The 18,414-nt window shown below is 61.6% G+C and carries 21 protein-coding genes and 1 pseudogene; 13 read left to right on the top strand and 9 right to left on the bottom strand.

What is annotated here, in order from left to right; translation table 11 throughout:
• Positions 1 to 5 precede the first annotated feature (5 nt).
• Positions 6 to 473: pseudogene (locus BLW24_RS10455) on the bottom strand (acyl-CoA dehydrogenase family protein); the annotation flags it as partial.
• Positions 470 to 1,708, bottom strand: coding sequence for a 3-hydroxyacyl-CoA dehydrogenase (locus BLW24_RS10450; RefSeq protein ID WP_090380111.1), 1,239 nt, complete (start codon positions 1,706 to 1,708; stop codon positions 470 to 472). The gene BLW24_RS10450 and the pseudogene BLW24_RS10455, both read right to left, overlap by 4 nt.
• A 99-nt stretch (positions 1,709 to 1,807) precedes the next feature.
• Here BLW24_RS10450 and BLW24_RS10445 point away from each other — a divergent pair, with 99 nt between their 5' ends.
• From BLW24_RS10445 to BLW24_RS10435, 3 genes are all read left to right on the top strand, one after another.
• Positions 1,808 to 2,707 carry a LysR family transcriptional regulator gene (locus BLW24_RS10445; protein ID WP_090380108.1) on the top strand — a complete coding sequence of 300 codons (900 nt, stop codon included), beginning with the start codon at positions 1,808 to 1,810 and terminating at the stop codon, positions 2,705 to 2,707.
• Between the two features lie 68 nt (positions 2,708 to 2,775).
• Positions 2,776 to 3,420 (top strand): methylamine utilization protein, encoded by a 645-nt coding sequence (locus BLW24_RS10440; RefSeq protein ID WP_090380105.1) that lies wholly within the window; start codon positions 2,776 to 2,778, stop codon positions 3,418 to 3,420.
• Complete coding sequence (locus BLW24_RS10435; protein WP_090380101.1) at positions 3,417 to 5,819, top strand: putative bifunctional diguanylate cyclase/phosphodiesterase; 2,403 nt, start codon at positions 3,417 to 3,419, stop codon at positions 5,817 to 5,819. The genes BLW24_RS10440 and BLW24_RS10435 overlap by 4 nt, the downstream gene beginning before the upstream one ends.
• Here BLW24_RS10435 and BLW24_RS10430 read toward each other — a convergent pair.
• From BLW24_RS10430 to BLW24_RS10420, 4 genes are all read right to left on the bottom strand, one after another.
• Positions 5,776 to 6,279 carry a DUF7482 domain-containing protein gene (locus BLW24_RS10430; RefSeq protein WP_139272658.1) on the bottom strand — a complete coding sequence of 168 codons (504 nt, stop codon included), beginning with the start codon at positions 6,277 to 6,279 and terminating at the stop codon, positions 5,776 to 5,778. The genes BLW24_RS10435 and BLW24_RS10430 overlap by 44 nt on opposite strands.
• Positions 6,280 to 6,497: 218 nt before the next feature.
• Positions 6,498 to 6,668: a hypothetical protein gene (locus BLW24_RS25920; RefSeq protein WP_167143638.1), complete on the bottom strand. Its 171-nt coding sequence runs from the start codon at positions 6,666 to 6,668 to the stop codon at positions 6,498 to 6,500.
• Positions 6,669 to 6,849: 181 nt separating this feature from the next.
• Positions 6,850 to 8,340: a flavin-containing monooxygenase gene (locus BLW24_RS10425; RefSeq protein WP_090380095.1), complete on the bottom strand. Its 1,491-nt coding sequence runs from the start codon at positions 8,338 to 8,340 to the stop codon at positions 6,850 to 6,852.
• Positions 8,341 to 8,515: 175 nt separating this feature from the next.
• Positions 8,516 to 9,118 (bottom strand): nitroreductase family protein, encoded by a 603-nt coding sequence (locus BLW24_RS10420; protein WP_090380092.1) that lies wholly within the window; start codon positions 9,116 to 9,118, stop codon positions 8,516 to 8,518.
• 152 nt (positions 9,119 to 9,270) lie between these two features.
• Here BLW24_RS10420 and BLW24_RS10415 point away from each other — a divergent pair, with 152 nt between their 5' ends.
• The 4 genes from BLW24_RS10415 to BLW24_RS10400 all read left to right on the top strand — a co-directional run bounded on the left by BLW24_RS10415 (position 9,271) and on the right by BLW24_RS10400 (position 12,189).
• Positions 9,271 to 10,209, top strand: a complete 939-nt coding sequence (locus tag BLW24_RS10415) for a class I SAM-dependent methyltransferase (RefSeq protein WP_090380090.1) — start codon at positions 9,271 to 9,273, stop codon at positions 10,207 to 10,209.
• 131 nt (positions 10,210 to 10,340) lie between these two features.
• The gene (locus BLW24_RS10410; RefSeq protein WP_090380087.1) at positions 10,341 to 10,604 is read left to right on the top strand and encodes a DUF3313 family protein; all 264 of its coding nucleotides are present in this window, start codon (positions 10,341 to 10,343) and stop codon (positions 10,602 to 10,604) included.
• Positions 10,605 to 10,644: 40 nt separating this feature from the next.
• Positions 10,645 to 11,625 carry an IS5 family transposase gene (locus BLW24_RS10405; protein ID WP_090375425.1) on the top strand — a complete coding sequence of 327 codons (981 nt, stop codon included), beginning with the start codon at positions 10,645 to 10,647 and terminating at the stop codon, positions 11,623 to 11,625.
• A 72-nt stretch (positions 11,626 to 11,697) separates the two neighbouring features.
• Positions 11,698 to 12,189, top strand: a complete 492-nt coding sequence (locus BLW24_RS10400; RefSeq protein ID WP_090380084.1) for a DUF3313 domain-containing protein — start codon at positions 11,698 to 11,700, stop codon at positions 12,187 to 12,189.
• An 11-nt stretch (positions 12,190 to 12,200) separates the two neighbouring features.
• Here BLW24_RS10400 and BLW24_RS10395 read toward each other — a convergent pair whose 3' ends face one another.
• On the bottom strand, positions 12,201 to 12,542 hold the full coding sequence (locus BLW24_RS10395; RefSeq protein WP_090380081.1) for a cupin domain-containing protein: 342 nt from the start codon (positions 12,540 to 12,542) through the stop codon (positions 12,201 to 12,203).
• 191 nt (positions 12,543 to 12,733) lie between these two features.
• Between BLW24_RS10395 and BLW24_RS10390 the strand changes: the two genes are divergently transcribed.
• Genes BLW24_RS10390 through BLW24_RS10365 form a run of 6 tightly spaced genes read left to right on the top strand, consistent with a single transcriptional unit; the run spans position 12,734 to position 17,642 of the window.
• Positions 12,734 to 13,660 carry a DHH family phosphoesterase gene (locus tag BLW24_RS10390; RefSeq protein WP_090380078.1) on the top strand — a complete coding sequence of 309 codons (927 nt, stop codon included), beginning with the start codon at positions 12,734 to 12,736 and terminating at the stop codon, positions 13,658 to 13,660.
• Between the two features lie 59 nt (positions 13,661 to 13,719).
• Complete coding sequence (locus BLW24_RS10385) at positions 13,720 to 14,865, top strand: MlaE family ABC transporter permease (RefSeq protein ID WP_090387694.1); 1,146 nt, start codon at positions 13,720 to 13,722, stop codon at positions 14,863 to 14,865.
• Entirely contained in the window at positions 14,862 to 15,650 is a 789-nt protein-coding gene (locus BLW24_RS10380) for an ABC transporter ATP-binding protein (protein ID WP_090380075.1), read from the top strand. The genes BLW24_RS10385 and BLW24_RS10380 overlap by 4 nt, the downstream gene beginning before the upstream one ends.
• Positions 15,651 to 16,568, top strand: coding sequence for an MlaD family protein (locus BLW24_RS10375; RefSeq protein WP_090380070.1), 918 nt, complete (start codon positions 15,651 to 15,653; stop codon positions 16,566 to 16,568).
• Positions 16,565 to 17,176: an ABC-type transport auxiliary lipoprotein family protein gene (locus tag BLW24_RS10370; protein ID WP_090380066.1), complete on the top strand. Its 612-nt coding sequence runs from the start codon at positions 16,565 to 16,567 to the stop codon at positions 17,174 to 17,176. The genes BLW24_RS10375 and BLW24_RS10370 overlap by 4 nt, the downstream gene beginning before the upstream one ends.
• A gap of 28 nt (positions 17,177 to 17,204) precedes the next feature.
• The gene (locus BLW24_RS10365; protein WP_090380063.1) at positions 17,205 to 17,642 is read left to right on the top strand and encodes a nucleoside deaminase; all 438 of its coding nucleotides are present in this window, start codon (positions 17,205 to 17,207) and stop codon (positions 17,640 to 17,642) included.
• A gap of 37 nt (positions 17,643 to 17,679) precedes the next feature.
• Here BLW24_RS10365 and BLW24_RS10360 read toward each other — a convergent pair whose 3' ends face one another.
• Positions 17,680 to 18,030 carry an antibiotic biosynthesis monooxygenase family protein gene (locus tag BLW24_RS10360; RefSeq protein ID WP_090380060.1) on the bottom strand — a complete coding sequence of 117 codons (351 nt, stop codon included), beginning with the start codon at positions 18,028 to 18,030 and terminating at the stop codon, positions 17,680 to 17,682.
• The gene (locus BLW24_RS10355; protein ID WP_090380058.1) at positions 18,027 to 18,374 is read right to left on the bottom strand and encodes an NIPSNAP family protein; all 348 of its coding nucleotides are present in this window, start codon (positions 18,372 to 18,374) and stop codon (positions 18,027 to 18,029) included. The genes BLW24_RS10360 and BLW24_RS10355 overlap by 4 nt, the downstream gene beginning before the upstream one ends.
• Positions 18,375 to 18,414 lie beyond the last annotated feature (40 nt).

Below are 18,414 nucleotides of genomic sequence, written 5' to 3'. Positions count from 1 at the left end.
ACGGTCCATTGGCCACTGACCAGTTTGTGCAGGTAGGTGTCTTTCAACGTTTCGCTGCCATGTTTGTACAGCGCCAGCACCGCGCCTTCGGTCAGCCCGGAATACACGCGGAATGACAGCGAAGCGCCCATCAGCATCTCGTGGAAGTTGCACGCGAGCATCTGCGGCAGCGCCTGACCGCCGTACGCGCTCGGCCCGGTCATGCTTGCCCAGCCGTTATCGACATATTGCTGATAGGCCTCGGCAAAGCCGTCCGGGGTGCGCACCTGACCGCCATTTAGCTGGCAACCCTGCTCATCGCTGTGGCGATTGAGCGGCGCGACCACCTCGGCGGCATAACGCGCGCCCTCCTCCAGCACGCCGTCGATCAGCTCACGATCGAGGCCGTTACCAAGCAGCTCACAGTGGCCGCTGATATCGAACAGCTCGTGCAGCACAAAGCGCATATCGCGCAGCGGGGCTTGGTAGCTCATACCCGGCCCTCCTGCACATCGGCGAAACGCTGAGCGCTGGCTGCCAGCTGCTCAATCAAGCGCGCCGGCAGCCAGTGCTCGCCGAACGCCGCCTGCAACGCTTTCAAACGCTCATGAATCGCCGCCACACCCTGGCTGTCCGCCCAGCTCATCGGCCCACCCTTATCGGCCGGGAAACCGTAGCCATTGAGGTAGACCAGATCGATGTCGTGGCTGTTGGCAGCGATATTCTCTTCGAGGATTTTCGCGCCCTCATTGACCAGCGCCAGCAGGCAGCGCTCGAGAATCTCTGACGGATCGATGTCGCGGCGCGTGAAGCCCAGTTGCTCGGACACCTGCAGCACCAGTGCATCCACCTCAGGGTCATGCTCGGCCTGGCGACTGCCTTCGGCGTAGCGGTAATAGCCCATGCGCGCCTTCTGACCAAAACGGCCGAGGCCACACAGTCGGTTATCGACCTGCACCGCCGGGTCATCCTGGTCCTTGCCGGCCAGCTCGCGGGCGCGCCATTTCAGGTCGATACCGACTACGTCGTACATGCGGAACGGGCCCATGGCGAATCCAAAGCCCTGCAGCGCGGCGTCCACCTGATACGGATAAGCCCCTTCGAGCAGCAGCATGCGCGCCTCGCGTACATAGGTGTGCAACATGCGGTTGCCGATAAAACCGTCGCAGTTGCCCGCCACCACGCTGACCTTGCCAATACGCTGGCCCAGGGCCAGTGCCGCGTCCAATACCGCCGGCGCAGTCTTGGCACCACGAACGATTTCCAGCAGTTTCATGATGTGCGCCGGGCTGAAGAAGTGCAGACCGAGCACGTCCTGCGGGCGCGCCGTGACGGCGGCAATGGCATCGATATCCAGCGCCGAGGTATTGCTGGCGAGGATCGCACCGGGCTTCAGGATGGCATCGAGCGTGCGGAAGATCTGCTGCTTGAGTTCAAGGTTCTCGTACACCGCTTCGATCACCAGATCGGCATCGGCCAGCGCAGCGTAGTCGCCCACCGGGGTCACGCAGGCCAGGCGCGCGGCCGACTGCTCGGCGCTGATCCGTCCCAGCTTGAGGTTGTGAGCATTGGTCTCGCCCACCACCTGCATGGCCTGGTCGAGCATCTGCGGGTTGTTGTCCAGCCACAGCACCTGAATGCCGGCGTTGGCCAGGCTCATGACGATACCCCGGCCCATGGTGCCCGCGCCGATCACCGCGGCCTGCTGAACCTCAAATGCCTTGCTCATGCCCACCCCTCTGCAGTTGCCTAAAGAAATTCGCCAACCACCATAAGCAAGGCGTTACTATTTTTGAAATTTAGTCTTGTGATAAGTCGTATTCAGCCAATGAATATCTCAACCTTCGACCTCAACCTGCTGCGCGTGTTCGATGCACTGATGCGCGAACAGAATGTCTCCCGCGCCGCCGAACGTTTGTCGCTCAGTCAACCGGCGGTGAGCAATGCCCTGAATCGCCTGCGCGAACTGCTCAATGACCCGCTGCTGGTGCGGGTGGGCCGCAGCATGCAGCCCACGCCGCGCGCCCAGGCGCTGGAAACGCCGATCCGCGCAGCCCTGCAGCAACTGGAACAGAGCCTCAGTGCCGGCGACGTGTTTGACCCGGCCAGCAGCCGCCAGCACTTCAGCATCGCCGTCACCGATTATGTCGAGCTGATCTGCATGCCGCGTCTGCTTGAACAACTCAGCCAGCAGGCGCCCGGCATGCGTATCGACATCCGCCACCTGAGCCCCAGCCTGCCGGCCGAGGCTCTGGACAAGGGCGAGCTGGATCTGGTGCTGGGGCGCTTCGAGGACATCCCCGCGCGCTTTGCCCGCCAGCACTGGATGAGCGAAACCCTGCAACTGGCCCTACGTCGCGAGCATCCCCTAGCCAGTGGCCCCATGGATCTAGCAACCTTTCTGCAGCTGCGTCATCTGTGGGTACACGGTGGCCAGACGCGCGGCATGGTCGACCAATGGCTGGGCGAACAGGGCCTGTGCCGGGAGATTCTCTACACCACGCCCAACTACCTGCAGGCCGCGCATATCGTTGCCAGCAGCGAGCTGGCTGCCGTGCTGCCGACCCAACTGGCGCGCCACTTCGCCCGCCTGCTGCCACTGCAACTGTTTGAGCTGCCGTTCGCCCTCGGTCCGTTTCACCTGGAAATCGTCAGCCTGGCCCAGCGCCAGCGCGACCCGGCGCTGCATTGGCTAATTGAACAGATCCAGCAGATCAATCAGCACTGATCACCCGGCAGCCGAACAAAGCCTTCCTATACTGATGGCTACTGTCGTGCGGTCTTGGGGAATCGATCATGCTGAAATCGGCTTTGGCACTGTTACTGGTGCTGCTGAGCACACTGGCGCAAGCCCAGACTCTGGAGATCGTGCTACTCGATAATCAGGGCAAACCGCTCAGTGACGCCGTGTTGTGGATCGAACCCGGTCCGGCGCAAAGCCAACCCGCCACTGCGGCGATGGACCAGAAAAAGCGCCAATTCACCCCCTATGTTCTGCCGGTGCAGGTCGGCACCACGGTGAGTTTTCCCAACTCCGACCCGATCAACCACCACGTCTATTCCTTCTCGCCGGCCAAGCGCTTCGAACTGCGCCTGCACCAGCAGAAGGCAGCGCCACAGGAAATGCGCTTCGACCAACCTGGTCTGGTCACCCTGGGCTGCAATATCCACGACTGGATGCTCGGTTTTATCCTGGTGCTCGACAGCCCCTGGTTCGCCCAGACTGACAAGCAGGGCAAGGCCCGACTGAACTTCGAGACTGCCGCTGGGCAAACCCTGCAGCTCTGGCACCCGCGCATTGCTGACCCGCAGGAGGCCCTGAGCCGCGCCGTACCCGGTGACGGCACGTTGACATGGAAGCTAAGCGGCACGCTGAAACGCGACCCACGGCCAAAAGCGCCGACCATGCGTCCACAGGGTAAAGGCGGCTACGTGCCATGACCCTGCGCGGCAAGATTCTCGGCTTCTTTCTACTGCTGTTGCTGGCGGTGATGATGCTGCTACTGGCACTGGTTTACCGCTCCACCTATCAGCACACCCTGAGCCAGGTGGCCGGGCAACTGAACTTCGCCCATGCGGTGCTAAGTAACGAACTGCAGAGCCGGCGTCAGGCGCAAAGCGCCATGGCTGATCTGATCGCCAAGGACTTCACCCTGCTCGGAGAAATCGCCGACCTGATCGCCAGTCCCCAGCAGGAAGCGCAATCGCTGTCCGCCGCACTGGAATCGTTCGCGTCACGCAGCCAGGCCAGCTTTGCCCTGGTCAGTGCGCCCGAGGGGCTGATTCTGGCGGGCACCAGTGGCGAACTGTTGCCAGGCGCGCAATTGCCCTGGAATGACCTGCTCGACGCAGACGATGCACAGAGCAAAGAGCGCCTGGTGGTATTTGGCGAGCGGGTACTGCATATCAACGCCACACCAATCTTCGCCCCACGCCCCAACCTGATGGGCTGGCTGCTAATGGCTTTTGAACTGGATGATCAAGCCACGGCACAGCTGGCACGCCTGAGCGGCGCCGATGTCGCGCTGCTCGACGGCAGCCCCGGACAATACCGGGTACTCGCCAGCAACCTGCAGGCGCTGCCAAGGGCTGAACTGGCCGGCCAATTACTGACGAATGCCGAAGGGGTATTTCGCTTTGAATTACAGGGTTTGGAACAGGTCGCCCTGCGTGCACCGCTGGTGAACACCAGTAGCGAACTACAGGTACTCCTGATGCGCTCGCTGGCCGCCGAGCTGGCCGATTACCAGCCACTGCAATGGCAGCTGGCAGCCATCTTCGCCATCGCCCTGCTGCTGGCCGGTCTCGGCGCCCTGTGGATTGCCAATACCGTCAGTCGGCCACTGAGTCAGATGGTCGACAACGTGCGACGCATCGCCAGTGGCGACTATCAGGTGGCTATGCAAGTGCCGGCGACTCAGGCCAGCGGCGAGGTCGGCCTGCTCGCCCGCGAGTTCGTCGCCATGCAACAAGGCATTGCCGAGCGCGAAACCACCATCAGCTTTCTCGCTTACCGCGACCCGCTGACCGAACTGGCCAACCGCAACCGTTTTGTCGCCGAGCTGCAACAGGCCCTGACGCAGTGCCCGCCAGGTGCAGGCGTCGCCGTGCTGCTGATGGATCTGGATAACTTCAAGGATCTTAACGACACCCTCGGCCACGACGCCGGCGACCAGCTGCTTTGCCAGCTCGCTGCCCGCCTGCAGACGCTGCTGCGTCCAGGCGAGCAACTGGCACGCCTCGGCGGTGACGAGTTTGCCCTGCTGATCAGCCCCTGCCAGCCCGGCTGGCTGATCCCCGCCGCCGAGCATTACCGCGCCGCCCTTCATGAGCCATTCGCCGTACGCGGCATCAGCATGACCCTCAACGCCACGATTGGCATCGCCCTGTATCCGGATCACGGCGAAAGTGCTGGCAGCCTGCTGCAACACGCCGAGGTGGCGATGTACCTGGGCAAGCAGCAGCGCTCGCCCTACGCCCTCTACCGCCCGGAGCTGGATCGTCACAGCCTGCTGCGCCTGGCGCTGATGAGCGAGCTGAAAGGCGCGGTGGAAGGCGGCCAGCTCAGCCTGTACTTCCAACCGAAACTGAATATCCGCGCGCGCAGCCTGTATGGCGTGGAGTGCCTGGTGCGCTGGATTCACCCGGTGCATGGGTTTATTCCTCCGGACGAATTTATCCCCTTAGCCGAACAGACCGGCAACGTCTGCGCCCTGACCCGCTGGGTGGTGCGCACCGCTGTGGCGCAGAGTCGCGCCTGGCAGGAACAGGGGCTGGAGCTGAAGACCGCGATCAATATCTCTGCACTGGACCTAGCCGATCCCGGTTTTGCCGGCTTTATCGCCGCACAACTGGCCGAGCATGGCGTGCCGCCATCCGCCCTGATTGTGGAAATCACCGAAAGCGCGGTGATGGCCGACCCGGAGCTGGCCATGGGGCAGTTGCAGGAGTTGTGCGAATTGGGCGTGAAACTGTCGATCGACGACTACGGCACGGGTTACTCAAGCATGGCCCAACTCAAGCGCCTACCGGTGCATGAGCTAAAGATCGACAAGTCCTTCGTGCTTGATCTGCTGAGCAATCCCGATGACGACATCATCGTCCGCTCGACCATCGAGCTGGGCCACAACATGGGCCTGAAGATCGTCGCCGAAGGGGTGGAAACCGAGGCTATTCTCGAACGCCTGGATCAGCTCGGTTGCGATATCGCCCAAGGCTACTTGCTCAGCAAACCCTTGCCACCCGCCGCGTTTTCCAGCTGGCTGGAGAACTGCCAGTGGCACTTGCCCGCTACAACTACTGAAGGCGCTGCTCGCCAACCGCTACCACCGGGCAATTAACGATAATCCCACTGGCTCTCACACTGACCAAGCCTTGCTCCTGCGCTTGCAAAACGGCATCAGCCGAGCGCAGCGGGCTGCCTGGCGTACCACTCAACCAGCGCACCTCATAGACATGCCACAACGGGCTGTAAGCCGTGTCATGGTTATCCCCACCTAACGGCAGCGGGATAGACGGGAACACGCTGGCCTGGCTGTCATCAACAAATTTGTAGACCCGATCATAAGTAGCCAACGGATGCGGACCGGGCATGTCGGGCAACGCGTTGGCCAGTCGCGGCACGTAGTTGGCCTGCATCACTGTCGCCATCTGCGCATCCGAAATATCGGTGGTCAGGTAGTACACCTGCTCACCGTTGTACCAACCCGGCAACACCGGCAGGCTCATATGAGTAACGTGCGACCGGCTGCAACCGCTCAACAACGCGGCTAACAAAAACACACCCAGCAAAGCACGCATGCACAGCTCCATTAGACTTTTCCAGTGATCAGGCCAGTAGAGCCTGATTGTTCGGCGTTATTACAGACTCAGGCATAGCCCGGCTGCCCCATGCCAACGGTGCTCGCGATACAGGCATACCTATCGCCAGTAGGCACCTGAACAATTCAACACGCACAAAAAAGGCCGCTGCCGATCATCTTGATCAGCAGCGGCCCGGGAAAACGGTGGGGCGCAGGTTAAAACGCGTTATCGCCAATCAACATGCCGTGCACAACCATATAGGTCTTGCGCCCGGACTGCAGGGTCAGTGGGCTGCGCTCGGCAATCACCCAGCCTTTGGCCAGCAGTTTGTCGATATGTGCCCGCAGCTCTGGCAGGTAACGTTGCTCTTGCTGAAGCGATTCCATTCTTTTCACCCTCTAGAGGACTCCTTTGCGACAGCAGCCAGGTATACCGGCCCGTTCATCCGTGAAATCTGTCACAAAAGCATAGTGGCCCTGTGCCTGTTTCTAAAGCGACAAATGGCCACATCTCTGTAGGCATAACGCGCCAAGCAGCTATAGCGTTTGGCTTACATTGTGTTGCAGTTTAGACCGCTGTGGCTGTGCTGGCAGATTCGCCGACATGTGGTGAGCTGAACTCCAGGTATCCGTCCTCAACCTCGCCGTAACGCAGCAGCGCCAGGTCCAGTAGGTAGTTCTGGTAGAGCTTCCACGGCGCACGATCCCCCTGGCTGGGGATCTTGTCAGCAACGCGTTTGATATAGCCGGAGGCGAGATCAAGGAACGGCGCATTCTTGACCTGCCGCGCCGTGTCGCGCGGGGTGCACTGGCGCATGCCGTTGGCATCCATATGGTTGATCAGGCGGCAGAAGTATTCGCTGGAAAGGTCCGCTTTGAGCGTCCAGCTGGCGTTGGTGTAGCCCAGCACCACGGCGGTATTGGGCAGATCGCGCAGCATGATGCCGCGATAGCCCATGCTCTTGGCCGCATCGAAGGGCACGCCATCGACCGCCACCTGCATGCCGCCAAACAGCTGCAACTCCAGACCCGTGGCGCTTATGATCACATCCGCCGGCAGCTCCTCACCGGACTTCAGGCGAATGCCCTTGGCGGTAAAGCCATCAATATGTTCAGTCACCACCGACGCTTTGCCGTTGCGCAGCACCTTGAACAGATCGCCATTGGGCACCGCACACACCCGTTCATCCCAGGGTTTGTAGTGCGGGCTGAAGTGGCGCATATCGAAGTCCTTGCCCAGCTGATGCCGGGCAAGACCCAGCAACGCCTTGCGCACCAGGTTGGGGAATGCCTTGGCGAGCTTGTAAAAGCCCAGCTGTATCGCCACCTGGCGGGTGCGCGCCAGGCGATAGACCCAGGTTTCCGGCAGAAACTTGCGTAGCACGTCAGAGATCGGATCACCCTGCGGCAGGCTCACCACATAGGTCGGCGAGCGTTGCAGCATGGTCACGTGCCTGGCCTTGTCGGTCATCGCCGGCACCAGGGTCACTGCCGTCGCGCCGCTGCCGATCACCACCACGTTCTTGCCGCTGTAATCAAAGTTTTCCGGCCACAGCTGCGGGTGGATAAATTCGCCCTGGAACTGTTCGCGGCCTTTGAATTCAGGGGTGTAGCCCGCTTCATAACGGTAATAGCCGGTGCACAGCAGCAGGTGCTGACAGCTCAGTCTGATCGGCTCCGATTCATCGCCGCGCCGCACCTGCAGGGTCCAGGTGGCGCGCTCGCTGCACCAGTCGGCCTTGAGCACCTTGTGGCGGAAGCGGATCTTCTCCTGAATACCGTTTTCCTGGGCCGTTTCCTCGATGTAGCTGCGGATCGACGGGCCGTCGGCAATAGCCAGCGGATTGGTCCAGGGTTTGAAGTTGTAGCCGAGGGTGAACATATCCGAGTCGGAACGGATGCCCGGGTAACGGAACAGATCCCAGGTACCGCCCAGGGCTTCCCGACCTTCGAGGATGGCGAAGCGCTTGCCGGGGCAGTGTTTCATCAGGTGATAGGCCGCACCGATGCCGGACAGGCCGGCACCAATGGTCAAGACGTCCAGATGCTCGGTAGACATGGGGGCTCCTCAGGCTTCTTGTTATGGCTGCGGGGCCATGTGTAGCCCCCGTATGCCCGCCAGATTCACCCCCTAATACGCGTTTGTCATCCAACCTTTAGTGGTGTGATCAGCCGCAGGCTGACCACAGTTATGGCTGAACAATGACCAGAACGCTCAACAATCTGCCCAGCGATCAGAAGCGATTGCGCAACACCACCTCGCTGTACGGCAGTTTGCCGATGCGCGGTTTGGGCCCAATGGTCTTCTTGCCAACCGCGACCATCAGGGCGATGACATGGTTTTCAGGCAGGTTGATCAACTTGCCCACCGCATCGAAATCAAAGCCGTCCATCGGACAGGAATCCAGGCCCTTGCCGCGTGCGGCGAGCATCAGGGTCTGTGCCATCAGGCCGCAGCTGCGCATGGTTTCATCGCGCTGCACCTGCGGTTTGTCGCGGTAATAGGTGTCGATGGCGCCTGCCATATAGGCCTGTACTTCCGCGGGAGCGCCGTCCCAGACGCGGCCGACATCCTCCTGCCAGCTGTCGAGTTTGGCGCACACCACCACCAGCATTGAGGCGTCGGTCACCTGCGCCTGGCCCCAGGCGACTTCACGCAGCTGCTGGCGCAGTGCCGGATCGCTGACTTCAACCAAACGCACGTGCTGCAGGTTGAACGCAGACGGAGCGAGCAGCGCCAGTTGCAGCAGTTCATCCTTCTCGGTATCACTCAGGGTAAAGGTCGGGTCATAACCTTTGACGGCGCGGCGGCTGCGGATGGCTTCGTCGATGTGCATGGGCATTCCTTATATGCAGGGTGTGAAAGAGGGCAATGCTAGGCACTTGCCAGGCGTAACGCCAAACGCCTTTACCGATAACAATGATCGACAAAGACGATTCTAGGCGGTCGCCTGTTAAAATCGCCGCCTCGCCAAACTGACCACAGCCCATGACCCCAGACGCCCTTCTCACCCTCCAGCAACAGCTGTTTGACGCCCTGACTGCACCGCCCAGTGAAACCCGTCGCCTGTTTCACGGCCGTGGCCGCTGCTGGCATGGGCTGGAGCAGATCACAGTGGACTGGCTGCAAGGCTTGCTGCTAGTGGCGTTGTTCAAGCCGGTAAGCGATGCCGAACTGGCTGCATTACAGCAGATGCTGCTCGACCTCGGGCAATCCGCCGTCTGGCAGCACAGCGGTGCACACAGCCTGTTGCTGCAGCAGCGCTACCTGCCGGAGAGCCCGACGCGGTGGCTGATCGGCGAAGCGGTTGAGCACTGGGATATCTGCGAGCACGGCCTGCACTACCGCCTCGACCTGGGAAAAAAGCAGAACAGTGGGCTGTTTCTCGATATGCGTTATGGCCGTCAATGGGTACAAGCCCAGGCGGCGGGCAAACGCGTGCTCAACCTGTTCGCCTACACCTGCGGATTTTCCGTGGCCGCACTGGCCGGGGGCGCGCGCCAGGTGGTCAATTTGGATATGGCCAGGGCCGCGCTTAGCCGGGGGCGCGATAATCATCGGCTGAACCAGCACGATCTCAGCCAGGTGGTGTTTCTCGGCCACGACCTGTTCAAGTCCTGGGGCAAGGTAGGCAAGCACGGCCCCTATGACCTGATCATCATCGACCCGCCGTCGTTCCAGCGCGGCAGCTTTGTGTTGAGCAAGGACTACCCCAAGGTGCTGCGCCGCCTACCCGAGCTGCTGAGTACGAACGGAGTGGTGCTGGCCTGCAGTAACGAGCCGGAAATCGGCCCGGATTACCTGATCCAGGCCATGGCCAGCGAAGCGCCGAGCCTGCGCTTTAGCGAGCGCCTGCAGAACCCGCCGGAATTCCCCGACAGCCAGCCTGACAGCGCGCTGAAGGCCCTGGTATTTAGCCGCTATTAAGGCTTTGCAGTTGCCCCTAGAGGGCGCTAATACACAGTTTGCAGACTGCACTGTGGCCGCTGACAAGTTGACCAACGGTTATGCTAGCTTGGTCTACAGTTATGCCAATTTCCCCAACAGAGAGTTCTGCTATGCAACTCAAAGCCCTAGCCCTTGGCCTGTCCGTAACCGTGCTGCTGGCCGGTTGCGCCAGCAAAACCACCCAACCGTCGCAATACTCCGGCTTTCTCAGTGATTACTCGCAGTTGCAGCCGGCGCAGTCGGCCAGCGGGGCGCCGGTGATGCGCTGGGTATCGCCAGACTTCAAAGCGCAGAACTACCGTTCGGTGCTAGTGGAGAAGCCGGTGTTCTATCCCGCTCCAACCCCTAGGGAAACTCTGAATAAGACTTCCTGATTTTGGCAAAATGCCCGGACGCCACCCGCCGAGTTTTCCGATGAAGCAAATGACCTTCGCCGATGCCGAGTACGCCGGCAAACGCAAGCAGACCCGCAAAGAGTTGTTCCTGATCGAGATGGATCGGGTGGTGCCGTGGAAGGGTTTGATCGCACTGATCGAACCGTATTACCCCAAGGGTGAAGGCGGTCGGCCGGCCTATCCGCTGATGGCGATGCTACGTGTGCACCTGATGCAGAACTGGTTCGGCTACAGCGACCCGGCGATGGAAGAAGCGCTGTACGAGACCACTATCCTGCGGCAGTTCGCCGGGCTGAGTCTGGAACGTATCCCCGACGAAACCACCATCCTCAACTTCCGTCGTCTGCTGGAGAAACATGAGTTGGCTGCCGGCATCCTGGCCGTCATCAATGGCTATCTTGGCGACCGTGGCCTGTCGTTGCGCCAAGGCACCATCGTCGATGCCACGCTGATCAATGCGCCGAGTTCGACCAAGAACAAGGACGGCAAACGCGACCCAGAGATGCACCAGGCCAAGAAGGGCAACCAATACTACTTCGGCATGAAGGCGCACATTGGCGTGGATGACGAGTCGGGGCTGGTACACAGCGTGGTAGGCACGGCGGCCAACGTGGCGGATGTCACTCAGGTCGACAAGTTGCTGCACGGCGAGGAAAACGTGGTGTGCGCCGATGCGGGTTATACCGGCGTCGAAAAGCGCCCCGAACATGATGGGCGCGAGGTGATCTGGCAGGTTGCTGCCCGCCGCAGCACCTATAAGAAGCTGGGTAAGAGCAGCCCGCTGTACAAAGCCAAACGCAAGATCGAGAAGGCCAAGGCCCAGGTGCGCGCCAAGGTTGAGCACCCGTTCCGGGTGATCAAGCGTCAGTTCAGTTATGTAAAGACACGCTTCCGTGGCTTGGCCAAGAACACGGCGCAACTGGTGACGCTGTTCGCGCTGTCGAACCTGTGGATGGCACGCCGACATTTACTGACCAATGCAGGAGAGGTGCGCCTGTAATGCGGGAAATGGCTGCCGCGAGCTACTCGCGGCGGCTAAAAACACAGAAATGAATGGGTAATCTGATCGTTTTTGATCGATTTGCCGCTTTCAAAATCGGCGGGGCTGAAGTCAGCCAGAAATACATGGCTACTTCAGACCATCCCTAGCGAACAAGTCAGCCAAAAAACTCTGGATGAAATTGCCAGTTACCTGCAACAGGCCATGCAACTCGAACTGGCCGGGCAATATCGCGTCGTCCAACAAGCCGATCAGGACACCCTGGTATTACGCAGCGCAATCAGCGCAGTAAACCTGTCGGCAGAAGGCCTCAAGGTCTACGAAGTGATCCCGATTGCCCTGGTTGCCGCGGCCGTCAGCACCGCTGCCGGCACCCGCGACCTTAACACCAATATTTATGTCGAGCTGGAAGCCATCGACGGCCGTAACAGCCAGCCTATGGCACGAGTTGTGCGCAAGGGCCATGGCCTGCAACTGGAAAATGACAGCACCCAACTGACCCTCAAGGACATCAAGCCGGCGCTGGATGTGTGGGCCAAGGATGCACGTAACTTCAAGCCCTAAGGTCTGACGGCTTAGGCAAATACAAAGTACTTGCGCACCGTCTCGACCACCTCCCAGGTGCCCTTCATCCCGGGTTCGACGATAAAGATATCGCCAGCCCGCAGATGAATCGGCGCCTGACCTTCCGGGGTGATGATGCAATACCCCTCCTGGAAGTGGCAGTACTCCCATTTCTCATAGGCCACCTGCCATGTGCCGGGTGTGCAGATCCAAGTGCCCATGATCTTGCTGCCGTCCTCAGAGGTGTAGGCGTTGAGGTTGACGGTGTGCGGCTCGCCGGCGATGCGCGTCCACTTGCAGGCATCCAGCAGCGGAGTCGGCTGGGTATCACGCAGTACGGTAATCGGTGACATGGGTGGCTCCTGAGGTCGGTAGAACAACAAGCGCCAGCCTAGAACCGCCACCTTGCCGGGACTGTCCTGAGGTCGACCTGCAACTGTCTGGAAACGCAGCTCCTTCACCCAGGCTGATGGGCAAACTGCGTGCTACTTTGAAGGGGGCCTGTTGGTTTATTCCCGCCGCTTGCCCGATCCGGAGATGCTTTATGTCCAGTCTTTACCGCTTGGTCACCCGCAGTGATTTTGACGGCCTGGTGTGCGCCGCCCTGCTCAAACACCTCAACCTGATCGACGACATCCTCTTCGTCCACCCCAAGGACATGCAGGACGGCAAAGTGGCGATCACCAGCAATGACATCACCACCAACCTGCCCTATGTGCCTGGCTGCCACCTGGCCTTCGACCACCACCTCAGCGAAACCATCCGCAACCAGCCGGCGAGTAATCACCTGATTGATGCCGATGCCCCTTCGGCAGCGCGGGTCGTGTGGAAGCATTACGGCGGCCACGAGGCCTTCCCACGGGACTGGGACGAAATGATGGAGGCCGTGGACAAGGCCGATGCCGCGCAATTCAGCCGCGACGACATCCTCGACCCGCAGGGCTGGGAACTGCTGAGCTTTATCATGGATGCACGCACCGGCCTCGGGCGCTTTCGCGACTTCCGCATTTCCAACTACCAACTGATGATGCAGTTGATCGACTTCTGCCAGACCCACGGCATCGCGGATATTCTCGAACTGCCGGATGTCGATGAGCGTGTGGCGCTGTACCTGGAGCACCAGCGCGAAGCCAAGGCGCAGATCCAGCGCTGCGCCACGGTCTATCACAACCTGGTGGTGCTCGATCTGCGCAACGAGGAGACGATCTATGCGGTCAACCGCTTCGTCATCTATGCGCTGTATCCGCAGTGCAATATCTCGATCCACGTGATGTGGGGCGTTAAACAGCAGAACACCGTGTTCGCCATCGGCAAATCGATCCTCGACCGCAGCTCCAACACCAATGTCGGCGAACTGTGCCTGAGCTACAACGGCGGCGGCCACGCCAACGCCGGCACCTGCCAGGTGGCCAACGAGGATGCCGAAGCAGCGCTGCGTGAGCTGATTGCTGAAATCACCGCAGACGGTTAGGCCGCAATGAGCCCTAGGCAGACTGGGCGTAGCCTCGACTAGAAGGTTAAGCTGTGGCCATGAGCACAGCCCCCTTTATTACGCCGCTTGAATCCAGCCGCACGGATGCGCCCTCTGGCTTGCGCATCGGCGGCGACTGGACGCTGCCTCACTACGCCAGCCTGGAAGCCGAAGTACTGGCGCTGCGCGGTACCTTGAGCAGCGCCGCCAGTATCGACCTGCAAGGCCTTGGCGCACTGGATACCGCTGGTGCCGCACTGTTGGTGGAATTGCTCGGCAGCCAGCGCCTGGCGCAACTGGCCAAGGATGCACCCGGCCTGGCCAGCGAGCGCCGTGCATTGCTGCAAGCGGTAGGCAGTGCGATTGCCGATGCTGGTGATGCCCTGCCAAGCAAACGCATCCCGGCCTGGCGCGAATTCTTCGGGCAGATCGGCCAGGCTATAGAAGAACTCTGGCAGCAGGCCGTGGCGCTGCTCGGTTTTATCGGCATGACCCTGGCGACGATGTTCGCCATCCTCCTGCGCCCCGGCCGCTGGCGCATTACCTCGCTGGTCGCGCACCTGCAGCAGAGCGGTCTGAATGCCGTGCCCATCGTTGCCCTGCTGACCTTTCTGGTCGGCGCGGTGGTGGCCTTTCTCGGCGCCACGGTGCTGGCCGACTTTGGCGCGAGCATCTATACCGTCGACTTGGTGGCGTTCTCCTTCTTGCGTGAGTTCGGCGTGCTGCTCACCGCCATTCTGATGGCCGGGCGCACCGCCAGCGCCTTTACCGCGCAGATCGGCTCGATGAAGGCCAACGAGGAAATCGACGCCATCCGCACCCTGGGCCTAAGCCCCATGGAGCTGCTGGTGCTGCCACGGGTGTTCGCCCTGCTGATCGCCCTGCCGATCCTCACCTTTATCGCCATGCTCAGCGGCATCCTAGGCGGCGCGGTGGTCTGCGCCCTGAGTCTGGATATCTCACCCACCATGTACCTGGCCATGCTGCAGGAAAATATCGCCCTCAAGCACTTTGTCGTGGGCATGGCCAAGGCGCCGATATTTGCCTTCCTGATTGCCGTGATCGGCTGCCTGGAAGGCTTCAAGGTTACTGGCAGCGCGCAGTCGGTTGGCGAGCGCACCACCTCCAGCGTGGTCCAGTCGATTTTCGTGGTGATCGTGCTCGACGCCCTGGCAGCGCTGTTCCTGATGGAGATGGGCTGGTGACGGGCGAAGCAATCATTGAAGTACGCAACCTGGTCAACCGCTTCGGCACGCAGACCGTGCACCAGGACCTGGCGCTGGATCTGTACCGCGGCGAAGTGCTTGGCGTGGTCGGCGGCTCGGGCACCGGCAAATCGGTGCTGCTTCGCAGCATCCTCGGCCTGCGCCGCGCCAACTCCGGCACCGTGCGGGTGTTCGGCAAGGAGCTGCTGAGCCTGCCGCCCGAACAGCGCTCGCAACTGGAGCGGCGGTTCGGTGTGCTGTATCAGCGTGGCGCGCTGTTTTCCTCGCTGACGGTGACCGAAAACATCGCTCTGCCGCTGCTTGAGCATGCCGGCCTCAAGCGCCCGGCCGCCGAGCGCCTGGCACAAGTCAAACTGGCGCTGGTCGGCCTGCCGCGCGAAGCCGGCGATAAATACCCGACGGAACTGTCCGGCGGCATGATCAAACGCGCCGCCCTGGCCCGGGCCTTGGCCCTAGAGCCAGACATCCTGTTTCTCGACGAGCCCACCGCCGGGCTCGACCCGGTTGGCGCGGCGGCCTTCGACCAACTGATTCTGACCCTACGCGACGCCCTGGGCTTGAGCGTATTTCTGGTCACCCATGACCTGGACACGCTCTACACCATCTGCGACCGGGTGGCCGTGCTGGCGGAAAAACGCGTGCTGGTGGCCGACCGCCTGGACGTTGTGGCCGCCACCAACAACCCTTGGATTCACGAGTATTTTCACGGCCCGCGCGGACGCGCAGCCGAACAGGCCGCCAGCGGCGCGCCAGGGAGCAACTGAATGGAACCGCGCGCGCACCACGTGTTGATTGGCCTGTTTACCGTACTGATGGTCGCCGCCGCACTGGGCTTTGCCCTGTGGCTGAGCAAAGCCAGTTCAGACCAGGAGCTTAACGATTACGATGTGATTTTCACCGAGGCCGTCAGCGGCCTATCCCAGGGTAGCGCCGTGCAATACAGCGGGATCAAGGTCGGCGACGTAATCAGCCTGCGCCTCGACCCGCAAGACCCGCGCAAGGTACGCGCACATATCCGCGTCAACGCGAACACGCCGATCAAGGAAGACACCCGTGCCCGCCTGTCGATCACCGGGATCACCGGCGCAGCGCTGATCCAGCTGCACAGTGGCTCGCCGGAAAGCCCCATGCTGATCAGCAAGAGCGATCAGCGCGCAGAAATCATCGCCGACCGCTCACCGCTCTCTAGGCTGATGTCCAATGGCGAAGACCTGGTACTCAGCGTCACGCGCCTGCTCAACCGCGCCAACCAGCTGTTCTCTCGCGACAATATCGGACGCATCTCGCGCACCCTGGAAAACATCGAACAGACTAGCGCCAGCGTCGCCGAACAGCGCGACGAGCTGCGCACGGCACTGCAACAGATGAGCAGCGCCAGCCAGGAGGCCGCCAACCTGATGCGCAACGCCAATCAGCTGCTCAGTGGCCAGGGCCGCGAAGCGATGGACAGCGCCAACCGGCTGATGACCTCGCTGGAACGCAGCAGCAGCAGCGTCGAGCGCCTGCTCAGCGACAACCGCGCCGCCCTCGACGGCGGCATGCAAGGCATCGGCGAGCTGGGCCCGACCATTATCGAACTGCGCGAAACCCTCAGCGCCCTGCGCTCCTTCGCCCGTCGCCTGGAGGAAGACCCGACCGGCTACCTGCTACGCAGCGACACCATCAAGGAGTTTCAACCATGAGTCGTCTTCGCCTGCTCGCCGCCCTGCTGCTGGTCGGCAGCCTGACCGCCTGCTCGGTCTTGCCGAAAAGCCAGGTGCTGAGCATCTACCGCCTGCCCGCCAGCAGCCTGCCCGGCCATGACACCAGCGCTGACTGGGCACTGCGGGTGAACAAGCCCTACAGCAGCCAGTTACTCGACAGCACGCGAATTGCCGTATTGCCACCGGGCGACCAGATCAGCGCCTACCAGGGCGTACGCTGGAGTGACCGCGCGCCACTGCTGCTGCGCGACCGTCTGATCGATGCCTTCCTCGACGACGGCCGCCTCAAGGCGGTGAGCAGCGATGACAGCCGCCTGCAGGCCGATCTGGAGCTGGACGGCGACCTGCGCGCCTTCCACAGCGAATACCAAGACGGCCGCCCGGCCGCACGCATCCTGTTCGAGGCGCGCCTGGTGCAGAGCGGCAGCCTACGCATCCTCGCCAGCCAGCGTTTCGAAGTCAGCCAGGCAGCCAGCGACACCTCAGTGCCAGCGGTGGTCAACGCCTTCGGCCAGGCCGGCGACCAGTTGGCCCGCGATGTGCTGGAGTGGACCCTGCAACAAGGACAAGCGGCACAGCAACAGTGAATTGAGTTGTTATAGCGAGGGGTGAACCATGGATAAGTTTATGCAAGCGGCCATCGACGAAGCCCGCCAGGGCCTGGCCGAGGGCGGCATCCCGATCGGTTCGGTGCTGGTGCATAACGGCCAGATTATCGGCCGCGGCCACAACCGCCGGGTACAACAAGGCAGCGCTATCCTCCACGGTGAAATGGACGCCTTGGAAAACGCCGGCCGGCAGAGCGCGCAGACCTACCGCGAGTCGGTGCTCTATACCACCCTCTCGCCCTGCGCGATGTGCAGCGGGGCGATCCTGTTGTACGGCATCCCCAAGGTGGTCATCGGCGAGAACCAGACCTTTCTCGGCGAAGAAGCCCTGCTGCGCGAGCGCGGCGTACAGCTCGACGTGCTGCACAACAGCGAATGCCTGCACCTGATGCAGGACTTTATCGCCGCCCAGCCGACGCTGTGGAACGAGGATATCGGCGAGTAATCCCAACCCGGGCGCCGCCCCAGCCGCTCCCTGGCGGTTACAGCGGCTCATGCACCCGGCGCGAGTCACTCGGCGCCTGCTCGCGTTCATGCAGGCCATAGTCGCGCACCACCTCGGCCACCCGCAGCCGATAGTCGGCGAACACGCCGCCCCGCCCGGCCACCTGGGCATGGCGATGCACCTCCAGGGTGCGCCAACGCTTGACCGCCGCCTCGTCCCGCCAGAACGACAACGACAGCAGCTTGCCCGGCGGGGAGATGCTGGCAAAACGCTCCACCGAGATAAAGCCATCCATCTGCTCGAGTTGCTCACGGATCGCCGCTGCTGTGTCCAGGTACTCCGACTCCCGGCCGGCTTGGGGCTGCACCTCGAAGATCACCGCGATCATGCTGCAATCCCCGCGAAACCAGGCTGAACACCCAGGGTGCCCTCCACGCCTTCAACGAAGGAGCGCTCTTCGCGCAGGATAAAGCGCATCTGTTGCGCCATGGCGAAGTTGGCGCGCCCCTCTGGATCATCCTTGAGACGCGCCCGATAGGCCTCGTAAGCAGCCAGGCTGGCAAAGCCGATCAAGCCCCAGGCCACATAGTTGCTACCCTCATGCGGCAGGAAGTAGCCAAGCAGCTGGCCGCCGCAACGCGGAATGATGCGCCCCCAGTTCTCCGCATACTCCTTGAAGGCGGCGCGCTGAAACGGGTCGATTTCATAGCGGATTACACACGTGACTTGCATAAGGTCACTCCTGTGGTTGGTGGAGGAGACCTTAGCCAAT

This window comes from Pseudomonas anguilliseptica (assembly GCF_900105355.1).
GTDB classification, from domain to species: Bacteria; Pseudomonadota; Gammaproteobacteria; order Pseudomonadales; family Pseudomonadaceae; genus Aquipseudomonas; species Aquipseudomonas anguilliseptica.
Note: the sequence above shows the minus strand (reverse complement) of the source record. Positions and strands in the feature narration are given on the sequence as shown.